This is a genomic window from Sporomusa sp. (genome assembly GCF_035561155.1).
Lineage (GTDB): Bacteria > Bacillota > Negativicutes > Sporomusales > Sporomusaceae > Sporomusa.
Window position 1 is genome coordinate 54,660 of record NZ_DATMYD010000010.1, and the last position, 14,804, is coordinate 69,463.

14 protein-coding genes and 1 rRNA gene are annotated in these 14,804 nt (G+C 45.4%); 3 read left to right on the forward strand and 12 right to left on the reverse strand.

The features are described 5' to 3' along the window. Positions 1–42: 42 nt before the first annotated feature. The 10 genes from VN447_RS02010 to VN447_RS02055 all read right to left on the reverse strand — a co-directional run bounded on the left by VN447_RS02010 (position 43) and on the right by VN447_RS02055 (position 10,331). Positions 43–747: an ABC transporter ATP-binding protein gene (locus VN447_RS02010; protein ID WP_325522285.1), complete on the reverse strand. Its 705-nt coding sequence runs from the start codon at positions 745–747 to the stop codon at positions 43–45. Continuing rightward, a complete protein-coding gene (locus VN447_RS02015; RefSeq protein WP_325522287.1) occupies positions 735–1,520 on the reverse strand; it encodes an ABC transporter ATP-binding protein in 786 nt (261 codons plus the stop codon). Before VN447_RS02015 ends, VN447_RS02010 begins: the two co-directional genes overlap by 13 nt. Next, positions 1,521–2,378 carry a branched-chain amino acid ABC transporter permease gene (locus tag VN447_RS02020; protein ID WP_325522289.1) on the reverse strand — a complete coding sequence of 286 codons (858 nt, stop codon included), beginning with the start codon at positions 2,376–2,378 and terminating at the stop codon, positions 1,521–1,523. Positions 2,379–2,390: 12 nt separating this feature from the next. Continuing rightward, a complete protein-coding gene (locus VN447_RS02025) occupies positions 2,391–3,281 on the reverse strand; it encodes a branched-chain amino acid ABC transporter permease (RefSeq protein WP_325522291.1) in 891 nt (296 codons plus the stop codon). 96 nt (positions 3,282–3,377) lie between these two features. Continuing rightward, positions 3,378–4,547, reverse strand: coding sequence for an ABC transporter substrate-binding protein (locus VN447_RS02030; RefSeq protein WP_325522293.1), 1,170 nt, complete (start codon positions 4,545–4,547; stop codon positions 3,378–3,380). A gap of 73 nt (positions 4,548–4,620) precedes the next feature. After that, positions 4,621–5,712, reverse strand: coding sequence for a zinc-binding dehydrogenase (locus VN447_RS02035; RefSeq protein WP_325522295.1), 1,092 nt, complete (start codon positions 5,710–5,712; stop codon positions 4,621–4,623). 27 nt (positions 5,713–5,739) lie between these two features. Beyond that, complete coding sequence (locus VN447_RS02040) at positions 5,740–7,101, reverse strand: hypothetical protein (RefSeq protein WP_325522297.1); 1,362 nt, start codon at positions 7,099–7,101, stop codon at positions 5,740–5,742. Positions 7,102–7,180: 79 nt separating this feature from the next. Further along, complete coding sequence (locus VN447_RS02045; protein WP_325522299.1) at positions 7,181–8,173, reverse strand: LacI family DNA-binding transcriptional regulator; 993 nt, start codon at positions 8,171–8,173, stop codon at positions 7,181–7,183. Between the two features lie 185 nt (positions 8,174–8,358). Beyond that, a complete protein-coding gene (locus VN447_RS02050) occupies positions 8,359–8,808 on the reverse strand; it encodes an amino acid-binding protein (RefSeq protein ID WP_325522301.1) in 450 nt (149 codons plus the stop codon). A gap of 218 nt (positions 8,809–9,026) precedes the next feature. After that, on the reverse strand, positions 9,027–10,331 hold the full coding sequence (locus VN447_RS02055; protein ID WP_325522303.1) for a phenylacetate--CoA ligase: 1,305 nt from the start codon (positions 10,329–10,331) through the stop codon (positions 9,027–9,029). Between the two features lie 312 nt (positions 10,332–10,643). Here VN447_RS02055 and VN447_RS02060 point away from each other — a divergent pair, with 312 nt between their 5' ends. The 3 genes from VN447_RS02060 (at position 10,644) to VN447_RS02070 (ending at position 11,845) form a co-directional block, all read left to right on the forward strand. After that, positions 10,644–11,024, forward strand: coding sequence for a methylglyoxal synthase (locus VN447_RS02060; protein ID WP_325522305.1), 381 nt, complete (start codon positions 10,644–10,646; stop codon positions 11,022–11,024). Positions 11,025–11,184: 160 nt separating this feature from the next. Then, positions 11,185–11,496, forward strand: coding sequence for a hypothetical protein (locus tag VN447_RS02065; RefSeq protein ID WP_325522307.1), 312 nt, complete (start codon positions 11,185–11,187; stop codon positions 11,494–11,496). A gap of 16 nt (positions 11,497–11,512) precedes the next feature. Next, positions 11,513–11,845 carry a C40 family peptidase gene (locus tag VN447_RS02070; protein ID WP_325522309.1) on the forward strand — a complete coding sequence of 111 codons (333 nt, stop codon included), beginning with the start codon at positions 11,513–11,515 and terminating at the stop codon, positions 11,843–11,845. 137 nt (positions 11,846–11,982) lie between these two features. Here VN447_RS02070 and VN447_RS02075 read toward each other — a convergent pair whose 3' ends face one another. Then, a complete protein-coding gene (locus VN447_RS02075; RefSeq protein WP_325522311.1) occupies positions 11,983–13,773 on the reverse strand; it encodes an MASE3 domain-containing protein in 1,791 nt (596 codons plus the stop codon). 620 nt (positions 13,774–14,393) lie between these two features. Next, positions 14,394–14,510, reverse strand: a 5S ribosomal RNA gene (rrf, locus tag VN447_RS02080). Between the last annotated feature and the right edge of the window lie 294 nt (positions 14,511–14,804).

Below are 14,804 nucleotides of genomic sequence, written 5' to 3' on the forward strand. Positions count from 1 at the left end.
ATATCTACTCCTGCTGAGTTAGTTCCATATAGTATCAATACTCTATTTCTCGCCCAAGTAGGCTTTCATTATCGCGGGGTCACATAACAGCTGCTTACCCGGACCTTGCATGGTAATTTTGCCGTTTTCCAGCACATAGGCATAGTCGCAAAGTGCCAATGCTTTTTTGGCGTTTTGCTCTACAAGCATAACAGTAATACCCTGGTCGCGTATTTGTGCAATAAGTTCAAATACCCCTTTTACTACCAATGGCGCCAGACCAAGGGACGGTTCGTCCAGCAGGATCATCTTGGGCTCTGACATCAGACCACGGCAGATGGCTAACATTTGCTGCTCACCACCTGACAGCGTTCCGGCCTGCTGGTGTTGGCGTTCGCGCAAAATCGGATACATATCAAACATCTTCTCAACATTGCGGGCGACATGCTGGCTGTCTTTCAAAATATAGCCGCCTGCCAGCAGATTTTCTTTTACTGATAACCCGGCAAAAACTTTCCGGCCTTCAGGCACGTGTACCAAACCCTGCTTAACGATTTTTTGAGCAACACGGCCAAGCTCACAGCCTTCAAACTTAATTGTACCGCTTTGCGGCTTTACAATAGCGCAGATAGTGTTTAACAGTGTGGTCTTACCCGCGCCGTTTGAGCCAATAATACTGATAATTTTTCCGTGGGGAACGTCTAAACTAATGCCGTTCAGTGCCTGAATATGACCGTAGGAGACCACCAGATTTTCTATAGTAAGCATGCTTCGTCCTCCTCTCCCATGTAAGCCTCGGTAACTTCCCTATTGGCTACTATTTCAGCCGGAGTGCCGCTGGCCAGGAGTTTACCAAAGTTTAGAACGAAAATGCGGGAAGACAGTTCCATGATAACTTCCATACGGTGTTCAATAATAACAATAGAGAAATCAAACTGGCTATTGAGCTTTTTTATCAAGCCGATAAAATCACGCACCTCACTCGGATTAAGACCGGCTGCAGGTTCGTCCAGGAGCAGCACTTTGGGATTTGTGGCCAAAGCACGGGCAATCTCAAGTTTGCGCTGTAATCCGTAGGCAAGACTTTCAGGTTTGTATTCCTCATAGCCTTTAAGGCCAACAATCTCCAGATATTTGCGGCTAAGCTCACGCACCTCTGTTTCACGCTGTTTCTTTTTATCACTGAAGGTAAAGACATCCCATAACCCATAAGTCGAGTAAGGATCGGCAGCTGTCATGATGTTTTCCAGAACATTAAGACCATGGAACAACCGGATATTTTGAAAAGTCCTGGCAATACCGCTTTTAGTAATTTCATATTGGGGTAAACCCGAGATATCTTTGCCGTCTAACAGTATTTTACCGGTATCAAGCGGGTATACGCCTGTCAAGAGGTTGAAACACGTTGACTTGCCGGCGCCATTGGGACCGATAATGCCGACAATATCGTGGGCAGGCACTTGGAAGGAGAAGTCTTCAATGGCTTTTACCCCACCGAAAGATTTGCTGATGCCTTGTACGTCTAAACGGTAGTCAGTCATTTACGCGCTTGCTCCTTTCCCCAGCCAGGCTTTAATTGTCTTTAAACTAAATTCAAACTCGCCGAAGATTCCCTTCGGCCGGAAGTTAATAATCAAGAGCACGATGACACAGTACACGACAATCCGCCACTCAGAAGCAGCTCGCAGTAGTTCAGGTAGTCCGGTAAGGAGTATGGTGGCGACAATGGTGCCTGTTAAACTATTTATACCACCGACAAAGACGATGATCGTCCATTCGGCAGACACCTGCCAACCATAAGCACCTGGTTCAACATAGGAGGTGAAAAAGCCGTACAATACACCGGCATAGCTAGTCATAGCACTTGCCAAGAGAAAGGTGGTCAGCTTGAGTTTGTTAACATCAATCCCCATTGCTTTGGCAGCAAGTTCATCACTTCTGAGCGCCAGACACTGGCGTCCGTATTTAGAGTATTTGTAGCTGATAACTATAAGTAAGCATACTATGACGCTGGCCAACACAATGGGAAAGTTGGTAATTTGCGGAATACCTGATAGCCCCATGGCGCCACCGGTAATATTGGTTGAGTTGTTCAAAACGGCAATAATGGTTTCACCAAAACCTAAGGTTACAAGCGAGATATAGTCCCGGCGCAGTTTAACGGTAGGCAAGCCTACCAGCAGACCGGCCAACAACCCAACCGCTATTGCCACAATTACAGCAACAGGGAAGGGCAGGTCAAATGTTTTTACCAAAACCGCTGAAACATAAGCGCCTACCGCCATGAATGCCGCCTGCCCCAGCGAAAATAGGCCGGTTAAACCGGTAATAAGGTATACGCCCAGAACACCGATCAGGGTTATCCCGGTAAATGTCAGTGATGACAGTATATATTCCATGCTAACCCCTCCTTATACTTTTTCCTGGACAATAATACCGGCAATACCGCGCGGACGTACCAGGAGGAATAACAACATAATCATAAATACAAAGGCAGGTACCCAACCGGCACCGACAAGACCAATCAGCATTACCTCAACAACCCCCAGGAGCACTGCGCCGATAACTGCGCCGGTAATACTGCCCAGACCGCCGATTACCGAAGCTACAAACCCTTTTACAACTAACTGGCCCAATTGCGGATACAATGTGTAATTTATTCCCAGGAACACACCGCTGATCCCCCCCAGGATGCCTGAGGCCACAAAGGTGGCAGCAATTACAGCATTAGGGTCCATACCCATAAGACGGGCAGTATTCACATCATACGCCATTGTCCTGATGGCCAAACCGATTTTGGTTTTATAGAGTACGCCCAGCAAGATGATTAGTGACGAAGATGAGAAGATGAGCATTAATAGGTCAGGTACTGCAATGGTCAAACCGGCAAATGCCAGGGAAGCACTCGAAAAAAATTGCGGATAGGAATAAAAGTTACTGCCGGCAAAAATAGTAATGAGATTCTCCAGAAGGATACCCATGGTAATGGAAGAGATAAAGTAGTAAATAACCTGAGTGTTGTTGTTTCTCAGCCTCCGGAAAGCCAGGCGTTCAACAACTATTGCAAGTAATCCGCCGCCAAGTGCTGCGGCTATCAGGGTGCCTATAAACAGTGGGATGGAGTCTATATACTGCCGCAGCGCCACTGATGCGATATAACCCATATAGGCCGTTACCGACATTAGACCGCCATGAGCGAAATTTGAAAACTTCAGGATGTTGAATACTAATGCAAACCCTACGGCGATCAGCGCATAGACCGAACCCAGTGATATGCCGTTGATCAGAAACTGCAGTGTCATTACCTTTCCTCCTCGCCTGATTCCAGTGGCCGCAAAAAAGGCAGGAAAACGGTCCTAGGCTCGCTCTCCCGCCTTTTTCACCACAATAATCAGACTCTATTTCTTGTGTTTTTCAGGTACATAGCGGCCGATTTCCTCGTCCACGCCATTATTGATTTTGTACATAACCATGGACAGGCCAACAGGCTGATGCGTTTGCGGCGACAGAGTAATTATGCCGGTAGTGCCTTGGTAGTCTTTTATATCGTTAAGAGCTTTCATAACATCTTCAGCTTTGCTGCTGTTTGCTTTTTTGATAGCCTCGGCAATAATGCCTATTTTATCAAAACCAAGATAAGCCTTGTTGATGGGGTCTTCACCGAATTTTGCCTTATAGGCATTTTTAGCCTCGGTAAGCTGCGGTTCTTTGTCTGAGAAGTTATTGGCGTAGTAGATGTTGGTGGCTGCTTGCGGATCATTTACCAGCGTGCTGAACGGAGGAGCAAAGTCAATGCCGCCGATAACCGGAATGTCAATACCAAGCTGTTTGCGTTGTTTTACGGTAATTACAGCATCTTGGGTATAGTTAGGCACGTAGATAGCCTCAGCGCCGGATTCCTTGATTTTGGTCAGCTGGGTTTTGTAGTCTTTATCGCCTTTAGCGTAAACCTGCTCACTTACGATTTGGCCGCCAACGCTGGTTACATAGGCTTTATACGGAGCAACAAGTGAAGTAGCGAAAGAGTTGGACTGATCATAAAGGATGCCAACTTTCTTCAAGCCGAGTTTTTCTACTGTATAACTGGCCATAATCTCAGCATATTGCACCGAGCTTGGCTGTATCAGGAACATGGCTGGCTGAACCTGACCATTTTCACCCACAGTTACCCGCGGGTCGATAAAGCTGCCGATGACCGGTACTTTCTTGGAATTGGCGATCGGGGCGATGGCCAGACCGATATTGCTCACAGGCGGTCCAACGATAGCGCTGACTTTTTCCTGATCAGCCAGTCGGTTAAACGCTTTGATGGCTTCCTGTACATCACCTTTAGTATCAAGCGTTACCAGCTTAATCTTTTTGCCGTTAATGCCGCCTGCGGCATTAATTTTTTCAACATTTATTTCTGCGCCGCGAGTTACGGCTTTACCCAAGACTGAAGTAGGACCGCTCAAGTCCTGCAGATTGCCGATGACGACTTCTTGCTGGGCAGAGCCGCCGCAGCCTGCAAGAGAGAGCATAAACATAGCCAGCACACACAGTGCAATTAACTTTTTACTTTTCAACATGAAAACATCCTTTCGCTTGGTATTTTTTTGCTGGTATCAGTTTTTAAAATAGTCCTTCGCCCAATGCCTTCTTTTATTCGGGCATTAATACTGCTTTTAACGCTTGCCGGTTAGCCATAACCTCGAGTGCCGTATTGGCATCTTCTAATCTAAAGCGGTGGGTTACCATTTTTGCGAAAAGTTCCTGATTTTCTTGCACCAGCTGCATGGACTGGTATACATGCTTGGCGCCGCTTACCCACACACCTTGAATTTTGGCATTTTTGCGGACAACCTCACGAAAAAAATCTACCTGGCATTCGCCTGGCGGCTGCGAAAATCCTACAGATAAATAGGCACCACCAAGCCGCAGCAGATTCAGCCCTTCGTGCACTGCCGAAGGGTCACCGACAGCTTCAATTATTACGTCAACACCGCGGCCACCTGTTTTATCCATTATCGCCTGCCTGCGTTCATCTGCCGTCATACTCCGCCTGTTGAGAAGCACAGTTGCGCCAAACTCGCGGCAAAGCTCAAGGCGTGATTGGGTACCGCCGATAACAAATACTTCGGCTGCCCCCATCCGGCGGGCAAACGCGGTTGCGTAAACACCCAGCGGCCCAGGCCCTTGCACCAACACAGTATCTCCGTATTGCACCTTATGAAGGTCGAAAGCATGAGCAACAGTCGCACCTGAACACGATGCCGACACCAATACCGCCGGATCAGTTACACCGTTCACTTTAAAAACATCAGTGCGGGCGGCAAGAATGATATGATCGGCATAACAGCCGTTTAAATGCGGTACTTCACTGAAGGAACGGTTAATGCCGTAGGTTTTTCGTTCGGTACACAGCCAGGGCTCATTGAGCACCGTGCAATAGTAACAGTCGCCACAGGTCAACCCTCTATTCCACAAGATAAAGTCGCCAGGCTTTAACGGTTCACCGGACATAGTCCGCTTTTGGCCCTTAACTTCCACTACCGTGCCAACGCCTTCATGTCCCAAAATAATAGGGCGCGGTGTTCGGGGGTCTTCCCCTTTCCACATATGGACATCTGAACCGCACACACCCGATGCTGCCAGTTTTACCAGTACTTGCCCCTCAGTTAAAACCGGTATGTCGACTTCAGTTAGTTCTAATGATTGGCAAAATTCGCGCAAAACCATTGCCTTGGCTTTCATGTATTCACCTTCTCAATCTGATCAATGTTAGACGTGTTCAGCTACTACTTTGCTTTCAAACACGGGTTTGCCCTCACGGACCTCGCGATAGATAGGAACATATATTGCTGCATCACGGGGCACACAGCCAGCCCGACCGCCATCACGCATAATCGCCGTACATTTACTGCAGGCAATGCAGATTTTACTCTGATCCATAGCCCCATTTTCCAAAATGTCTTTGGCAAAGTCAGGATACGCGAAAGCCTGACGTCCGAAACCAGCCATCTTGAACCAACCGGTTTCCACACCGCCGGCAGCCACTTCAGCGCCATGGTGACGCAGCCAACTGAAGCCTGTTGCGATAACAACAGCCTCAGGCACTGTTGCCTGCAGTTCTTTGCAGATAGTTAGCAGGTTAGCTACCCCTTCAATCGGATTTACAGGCGGGATATAGGAACCAATATCATACGGACGACCAATGTGCGGGTTATAATAGGGGTTACCAGCACTGATATTGAAAAGTCTCACGCCGTTTTCATGCAATAAGCTCACTAACTTCTTGGTTTCTGTTAAATCTGCTTTAGCAGGCTCTTGTTTATCGACAGCCCAGCCATAAGCGTAAGCGTCGTAGGAGTTCAACCTCACCGCTATTTCAATTTTTTCGCCTAGTTTAGCTTTGATTTTAGCAATAACATTTGTTAAGAAACGGGTGCGATTTTCAAAGGATCCGCCATATATTCCCGGACGGTCATACGCAGAAAGCAGTTCTGCCAGTAAGTAGCCGTGACAGCATTTAATATCAACAGCGTCAAACCCGATTTCAGCAGCAATTGCAGCAGCTTCCACATATGTATCTTCAAGCGTCGCCAGTTCTTCATCACTAATCACCTTGAAGTCTGCAGGTAATTTGGCATCAAGCAAAGGATTACGACAAGCAATTATCGGGAATGCTTTGCCGCTCGGGCGGCTATAACGCCCCGAGTGAGTAAGTTGAACCACAGTAAATGGTCGGTAGTCCTTACCATGTAATTCCTTGGCGGCATTAAGGCTTTCTTCTAAGAGTGTTTTTAATGCTTCGCGGTTTTCTTCGTTAATCATTAATTGCCTGGGGTTTGCCCGTCCCTCGTTTACCACTGCGGTAGCTTCAAACCACAAAAGTCCAGCGCCGCCCTGTGCAAAACGGCGATACCGCCGGCGAACCAATTCACTAGGCTTGCCGTCAGCCTCACCATCACAGCCCTCCATCGGGTGTATACAGAGACGGTTAGGAATAACCTTGCTGCCAAGGCTTATACTCTGCCGCAAAACGGCAGTGTTTTCACCTAGCGGCAGGTTTACTCCCAGTTCTTTTGCCGCTGCGGCCAGCTGACTTTTGTCTTGATAGTGAAATTTTTCATGTGCAGCCATACCATATCCTCCTAGCGTTAAGTTGACATCTATACCTACTTGATTACCGCCTTAATTTAATGGCAGTTCACGCCGGTAACTATTTAACTGATTTCCGGATAACAAGTTCAGCCGGAAATACATCAATCTTGGGCTTCATGTTACGCTTACCCTCGATGTTTTTTATTAAACGCTCGCACGCCTTGGCTCCCATTTCATAAAATGGCTGAGCCACGGTGGTCAATAACGGCACAGTCATCCGGGCAGGGTCTGAGTCATCAAAACCCATAACTGAAATATCCTGTGGCACCGCCAGACCGGCATCAACAATGGCCTGAATAGCGCCAATAGCCTTGGGGTCGCTGGTGGCAAATACGGCATCAGGTTTTTCCGGCAGAGCCAGGAGTTTCACCATAGCCTGATAACCGTCATCCCAACTGTGGATGTCATGGATTATCAGATTCTCATCCAGCGCAATTCCCGCTTTGGCAAGCGCATCTTTGTAACCTGCGAAACGGTCCTGGAATAACAGGACGTCGCGCGGGCCGTTAATGAGTGCAATGCGCCGATGGCCCTGCCCCACCAAATATTCTGTCGCCAAGCAGGCACCGGCATAATTATCAAGGATCACGGCATCAGCTAACTGCTCAGACTTACGAATGAGGTAAATGTGCGGAAACCCTTCGTCTTGAAGTTCGAGCAGATGCTTTGTTCCTGCTCTGGCTGTACAGAATATAAAGCCGTCAACAAGCCGGCGACGTAAATTCTCGATATAAAACTTTTCTTTTTCCACGTCTTCATCGGTGTTGCAGACAACGACAATATAGCCATGTTTTTTCGCAGTATCTTCAATCCCTTGAATAACTGCCGGAAATACCAGGTTTCGCACGTTAGGCAAAAATAAACCGATAGTATTGATCCGGCCGCCTTTTAAAACCTGCGCCATGGCGTTTGGCTGATAGTTAAGTTCTTTTATTGCCGCTAAAACTTTTTCTTTAGTGTCGGGATTGACCGGAATCTTACCGTTAAGAACCCGTGAAACTGTACTGGGTGAAACACCTGCAAGCTTAGCAACATCTCTAATATCACTCATGCAGAAAACTCCTATCATCTTGACGTACTCATGAAAACCTTTCTGCAAACCTTTCTGCAAACCTTTTCATGAGACTATATATTCTATCAATTTAATATTTTTCCTTCTGATAAAAACAAATATTTGAAAAGTTTGTTCAAAAAATAAAAAACCCGCATCCAGTTATGCGGGTTAATGAACTCTTCTTACCAGTAAAAATTAGGGGCTTCGCCTTGGTCATCGCGATATGGCTCATCAGATCTTCCCTCACTGTTTATCAAACGCTCGGCCAACGGCAAATTATCCACTTTTAATACCACGCGAGCAGTTTCTGCCGAGGTAGCAGCAAACGCATATACATATTCAACATTGACACCGGCTGCACTCAGTTTGTCGACCTGCTCAAACAGGCTGCCAGGTTGGTCGGTTACCAAAATTGTCAATACTGGCGTAACTTTAACGGTGAAGCCTGCTCCCCGTAATATATGCTGCACCTTCTCCGGTTCATTGACAATAATCCTGAGTATACCAAAATCTGAAGTATCCGCAACAGCCATCGCCCGAATATTAATTTCGTGCGCTTTTAAAACGCCTAGTACTTCGGCCAGTTTACCCCCTTGGTTTTCAACAAATACCGATAATTGATGAATAATCATGCTGTACCTCCTATATCTTCCTATTATCCGATAGCTAACCACCGCTAAGCTCCTGGATAACTCCAACTAATGATTAGCTATCACTACCGTTCTGCTAATCAAAGTTTCCGGTTACCCGATAGCTAACCGCCTCTAAGCCCTCGCTCTGGCGAGGACAAGGGGCGCTAAGCTCCTGGATAACTCCAACTAACGATTAGCTATCACTACCGTTCTGCTAATCAAAGTTTCCGTTTATCGATAACCCGCTTAGCTTTGCCTTCGCTCCGCTCAATGGTTTTAGGACCAACAAGGCGAACTGCCGCAGCAACATTAAGCACACTGGCCAATTCGGCTTTTATCCTGCCTTCCAGTTCTTCTAAGCCACGAACTTCATCAGAGAACATCTCCTCGGTAACTTCGACAAGCACAGTAAGGTGATCAAGATTATCCTTACGATCAACAATGAGTTGATAATGGGGTGAAGTTTCGCCAATGCCCAAGAGTACACTTTCAACCTGTGACGGAAATACGTTAACACCTCGAATGATCAACATATCGTCACTACGCCCAAGCACTTTGCTCATCCTGACCAGGGTCCGTCCGCAAGCGCACTTTTCACGGTATAAGACAGTAAGGTCCCGTGTCCGGTAGCGAACCATTGGCATACCCTCTTTGGTGAGCGTAGTAAGCACTAATTCACCTTTTTCGCCATCAGGCAACACTTCACCTGTCACCGGATTAATAATCTCCGGGTAAAAATGATCTTCACTAATATGCAGGCCATCTTGAACACAACATTCAATAGCAACGCCAGGACCAATGATTTCACTTAACCCATAGATATCAATCGCTTTAATGCCCAGTTGCGCCTCGATCTCCTGACGCATGCGCTCAGACCAAGGTTCAGCTCCAAATATCCCCACTTTTAGCGAAGTCTCACGGGGGTCGATGCCCATCTCGCGCATAGTCTCCGCAATATATAAAGCATATGATGGCGTACATGCAAGCGCTGTAGTGCCGAAATCTTTCATCAACATAATTTGCCTGGCCGTATTGCCGCTGGATATCGGAATTACGGAAGCACCAAGAAGTTCAGCTCCGTAATGGATGCCCAGACCACCGGTAAACAAACCATAACCGTAAGCCACCTGAATGCACGACTGCCTGCTAAGACCTGCCGATACTAGCGATCTGGCGGCTACTTCTGACCAAATACCAATATCACGCTTAGTGTAGCCGACAACAGTGGGCCTGCCAGTGGTTCCACTGGAGGCATGAATCCGGACGATCTCAGACATCGGAACCGCAAACAGTCCATAAGGGTAGTTATCGCGCATATCTTGCTTTGTTGTAAACGGCAACTTGCCAATATCTTCCAAAGTAACAACGTCTTCTGGCAGCAGGCCTTCGGCCTGCATCTTGGAGCGATAAAATGGCTGCTGCCGGTATAACCTGGTGACAATCTCCTTTAACCGCCCAGCCTGGAGATTGGTCATCTCCTCTCGTTCCATTGTTTCCGCAGGTTTGTTCCAGTATGTACTCATAGTTTACTCCCTCCCAGATAATAAGAAAAACCCACACAAAAAGTCCTTGTCAGGAACTTTCCGCTAGGGTTTTTTTTACCCACGGTGTGACCTATCCAGGCCTTGTGCCGCTTGGACCAGACGCTGACTGCCGGAACCCTAGGCACACTTCCACTCAATAAGGTATTCATTGTTGGCTATTTTGTATACTGTATTTCGTGGATATAATACCAGCTAAAAAAGACAAAGTCAAGAAATATTTAGTCTTGTCTTTATTACTATGCATTTTATGGTATCATAAGACTATGGACTAATGCTAACGAGGTGAACCTGATGAAGAAAACTGTCGCACTCATTGCCCATGATCGCAAAAAAGAAGAAATGCTTACATTTGTATTAGAAAACAAAGAGCAACTTTCCTGCTGTCACTTAATTGCTACCGCTACTACCGGAAAAATCATCAAAGAAAAAGCCGGCCTTGACGTCACCACTTACCTCTCCGGCCCTTTGGGCGGTGACCAACAAATCGGCGCTCGAATCGCCTGCCAGGAGGTTAACGCCGTAATCTTTCTGCGTGATCCCTTGACGGCGCAGCCGCATGAGCCGGATATTACCGCACTTCTGCGCATATGTGATGTTCACAATATTCCGGTTGCCACCAATGCTGCTACAGCTAAGCTAGTGTTACGCTGTTTTACTAACGACAAGGACTAAAATCAAACCCACTGATAAGACCTCATCTGTGCAGCCGTTTGCGGCTAATCGGACTGAGGTCTATTTAATCTGCCAAATATATGTTGTTTACATAATAATTTTACTATGTTATTATGGTTATATTGTCTATAAAAAATAATTGAATGATAAGGAGGGCGTAATGAAACGCTATACCCATCATATAACACTTATTCTTCTCTTCACGTTTTTTACTACCCTGTTTATGCCGGCAGCACCTGCAAAAGCATTCTCACTTACGGACGCCGTTAGTCCTTCTACCCAGAGCAGTGGCGGATCTGGTGGGTTACTCAACATCCTGCTAGCGCTTTTACTGGGCAAAGTTCTTGGCAATTCAGACAGCAGCAGTAGCGCTAACAATATATCTTCTGTCTTGGGGGCTGCAATAGGCTCTAAAACTACTGATACTACCACACCTACTACTACCAACACTAAAGGCGCAACTTATCGTTAAGAGTGCCCAAAAATATATGGGAGTTCCCTATGTCTGGGGCGGTACAGCTCCTGATGGTTGGGACTGCTCCGGATACACACAATATGTGATGAAGGAAAACGGTATTACTATTCCACGGACAGCAGTTGAACAGTACAATACAGGTACTGCGGTAAACAAGACCGACTTAAAAGCGGGCGATCTGGTGTTCTTTACAACGTACAAGCCCGGTGCTTCTCATGTAGGCTTCTACATGGGTGACGGCAAATTCATTCATGCCAGCTCGGCTGCCAAAGAAGTAACAATTAACTCTTTATCTGAGGATTATTACACACAACACTATATCGGAGCTCGGAGATATATTCAATAACTTTACGAACACTTTAAGCCATCCATCAATTTGGATGGCCTTTTTCTTTTATGTTGCAATACCCTGTTAGACCTGTTGGGGCATGTTGATAGCAAAAAAATCTCTTACTATGTCTTATTTTTGGTGGATTCCCATGACTAACTGTCAAACCGGATGTCAAATCTAGTTATATTATCTGTCGATTCTACCTTAAGCTTAGCATTATGACGAGCTGCGATACTATAACATATAGCTAACCCCATGCCCGTACCTGTATCCTTTGTTGTAAAAAACGGAGTACCTAGCTGATCTAGCACTTCCGGTGGGATTTTCTTCCCGTCGTTTTCTACCGTAAGGATTACTTCGTTATTTTCTTCTGAAGTTCTAATCGTAATTATACCGCCACAGTCAGTTGCTTCAATGGCATTTTGCACCAAGTTTAAGACTACCTGCCTAATCTCTCTAGTGTCTAAGGAGATTTCAGTAACTGCTCCTAGCTGTGTTTTAACCGTTCTACCGGTCTCTAAAGCATTGGCTTTTATAAGGGGTAACAGGCTATTAATTATTTCATTTATATTTATTTTTGAAAATTCACTTCGTTTGTTTTTCGCCATAGTCAAAAATTCAGTTATAATTGTGTTTGCATGATCAAGTTCTTCAATCATAACAGCGGCGGCTTTAGTCATGTCCAGGCTATCCTTACGCATCTGAAAAAGTTGGAGATAGCCTCGAACCGTTGTTAACGGGTTGCGTATCTCATGCCCGATACTTGCAGCCATTTGGCCAACGAGATTGAGACGGTCAAGCCGTAAAAACTCTTTTTCTAAACTTCGTCGTTCGGTGATATCAGTCATTATAATCAAAGCGCACTTATTTATGCCGAAGTCTATAATGTCTGCTGACAAATAAGCAGTTTTTCCTTCTTTAAAGCTCGTAATATACTGGATCTCCTCATTTCTAATCTGTCCCTGCTCTCGCAGCATTTGCCTGAGTTTTGCTGCTATACTACCACCATCCCCTAAGTCGATATCAGTAATAGATTTGCTAATTATGTCTTCTCTGTCCACCCCTATATTTTGGGTAAAAGCCTCATTTACATCAACATACTTGCCCGATAGGGTAGATATTGCCATCATACAGGGATTAGTGTGAAACAAAATAGTAAAGCGTTCTTCTGCACTCTTCCGATTGTTAAAGTAGTCTTTTATTGTAGTAAAATAGACTCCTTTAAGAAAATAGAAATAACCTATTACTTTATATATATGGCAAATAATAGGGTCAGAATCATTATTATATATTACGTATATTAATTCCCCGATTGATTCCATTATAACTGCCTGAATAATATAGATTCCTGATAGACTTTTGGCAAGCAGGTAACGATAAATTACCATAATGAGGGTAACAGGGCGTAGAAAACTAATAATGTACTCTACAATAGTTCTAAACTCAGTAGGAGAATTTGGACCGGTTACTATAAGTGCTGGCAGGAATACGACAGATTGATACCAAACGACAGATATAGCAATGCCTGCAATAGCTGTAATTATGGCAACTGTCTTTACGCTTCGTAAGTTAGTTGGAATATCAGGCTTGGCAAAAATCAAAATCAGCCCAGTTGATTCTGCCATTCTGGCAATAATCCAGAACCATGTTGCCGCATCAGGGTTAAGGCCAAACGGCATTCCTGTAAATGACAAGGTATGAATACCATCAAAAATTCCAACATGAAAAAATAGCAGGCTGAACATAAGTATATATCTAGATTTAGTTAAAGGATACATAACACAACCCAAAATAGCTATGACAAAACAAATGGATATACTCATAAACTCGAGAAAAAAGTGGGTAAGCAAAAAAGAGTCGGAACTCCAATAGTGCAGAAATGTTTTACCATAAGGCTCATACAAAAAGAAAATAATTAAAGCCATTAATATAAACAATACCATGTTCCGCTCATGCCTGGAAACACAGGAAGACAATTCTAACTCCTCCATTTTCGTACATTTATATTTGAAATAGTGCTTGTCCTATAGAAATAGTCCCCACCACCTTTTTAGCTGCTACGGCAAATAGACCCTAAATAACTGGACGTTTAAACATTAGACAATAAATTTCAAAATCCTTCCAATTATTTAGAGCAAATTTCACCACTTTAAGACAAATTCTGTGCCCCTTCCTATCATACTGATTTATAATTTAGCCATAAAAAAGAAGCTATACAGACCTTCAGCCTGTATAGCTTCTGATATGAATATAAGATCGTCCATAGCAGCTGGAGCACTCTGAACGGTCTAAGTCTTTGAGCTATATATAACAAAAGAGCACTCACTTTCGTGAGTGCTTTAATAACCAGCAACTTCCTAATAGCCAGGCCGTTTCCAACCAAGCCTACGACCGTCCATAGCACCCCATCTGCGTCGTTGTCACTGCGGGCGCTTCCTCCGACGTACTTCCCAGTACGACTCCGGTCACGTCCTCGCTCCGCCTAGCATATGGGGCACTCTGAACGGTCTAAACCTTTTGACAATAAAAAAACACCTACATATTTTAATAGGTGTTTTGATCTAACCAGCAACTTCCTAATCTCCCAGGCCGTTTCCAGCCAAGTACCTTCGGCGTTTGTGGGCTTAACTACTGTGTTCGGTATGGGAACAGGTGGAACCCCACAGCTATCGTCACTGGATATGTCTCCTCGAGTAGGACTCGAACTAGCGACCAATCGATCAACAGCCGAGTTACGACAGTTGATAGCATCCCATCTGTGCGATGCTGTTACAACAAGTTAGCCGCCAACCATTCATCGTAAAGTAGTCTCATAGGCGACGGTGTCGTTGTCCAGTCCGGGCGCTTCCTCCGACGTACTTCCCAGTACGGCTACGGTCACGTCCTCCTCCCGCCTAGCATATGGAATACTCTGAACTGTCTGAGCCTTATAGAGTTAAATTGGCTCCTCGAGTAGGACTCGAACCTACGACCG

Excerpts from the sequence above, each read along its gene's own strand:
- VN447_RS02075 (WP_325522311.1), bottom strand. The coding sequence starts at position 13,773 with ATGGTATTGTTTATATTAATGGCTTTAATTATTTTCTTTTTGTATGAG.
- VN447_RS02040 (WP_325522297.1), bottom strand. The coding sequence starts at position 7,101 with ATGGCTGCACATGAAAAATTTCACTATCAAGACAAAAGTCAGCTGGCC.
- VN447_RS02035 (WP_325522295.1), bottom strand. The coding sequence starts at position 5,712 with ATGAAAGCCAAGGCAATGGTTTTGCGCGAATTTTGCCAATCATTAGAA.
- VN447_RS02025 (WP_325522291.1), bottom strand. The coding sequence starts at position 3,281 with ATGACACTGCAGTTTCTGATCAACGGCATATCACTGGGTTCGGTCTAT.
- VN447_RS02060 (WP_325522305.1), top strand. The coding sequence starts at position 10,644 with ATGAAGAAAACTGTCGCACTCATTGCCCATGATCGCAAAAAAGAAGAA.
- VN447_RS02050 (WP_325522301.1), bottom strand. The coding sequence starts at position 8,808 with ATGATTATTCATCAATTATCGGTATTTGTTGAAAACCAAGGGGGTAAA.
- VN447_RS02070 (WP_325522309.1), top strand. The coding sequence starts at position 11,513 with ATGGGAGTTCCCTATGTCTGGGGCGGTACAGCTCCTGATGGTTGGGAC.
- VN447_RS02045 (WP_325522299.1), bottom strand. The coding sequence starts at position 8,173 with ATGAGTGATATTAGAGATGTTGCTAAGCTTGCAGGTGTTTCACCCAGT.
- VN447_RS02020 (WP_325522289.1), bottom strand. The coding sequence starts at position 2,378 with ATGGAATATATACTGTCATCACTGACATTTACCGGGATAACCCTGATC.
- VN447_RS02065 (WP_325522307.1), top strand. The coding sequence starts at position 11,185 with ATGAAACGCTATACCCATCATATAACACTTATTCTTCTCTTCACGTTT.
- VN447_RS02030 (WP_325522293.1), bottom strand. The coding sequence starts at position 4,547 with ATGTTGAAAAGTAAAAAGTTAATTGCACTGTGTGTGCTGGCTATGTTT.
- VN447_RS02010 (WP_325522285.1), bottom strand. The coding sequence starts at position 747 with ATGCTTACTATAGAAAATCTGGTGGTCTCCTACGGTCATATTCAGGCA.
- VN447_RS02015 (WP_325522287.1), bottom strand. The coding sequence starts at position 1,520 with ATGACTGACTACCGTTTAGACGTACAAGGCATCAGCAAATCTTTCGGT.
- VN447_RS02055 (WP_325522303.1), bottom strand. The coding sequence starts at position 10,331 with ATGAGTACATACTGGAACAAACCTGCGGAAACAATGGAACGAGAGGAG.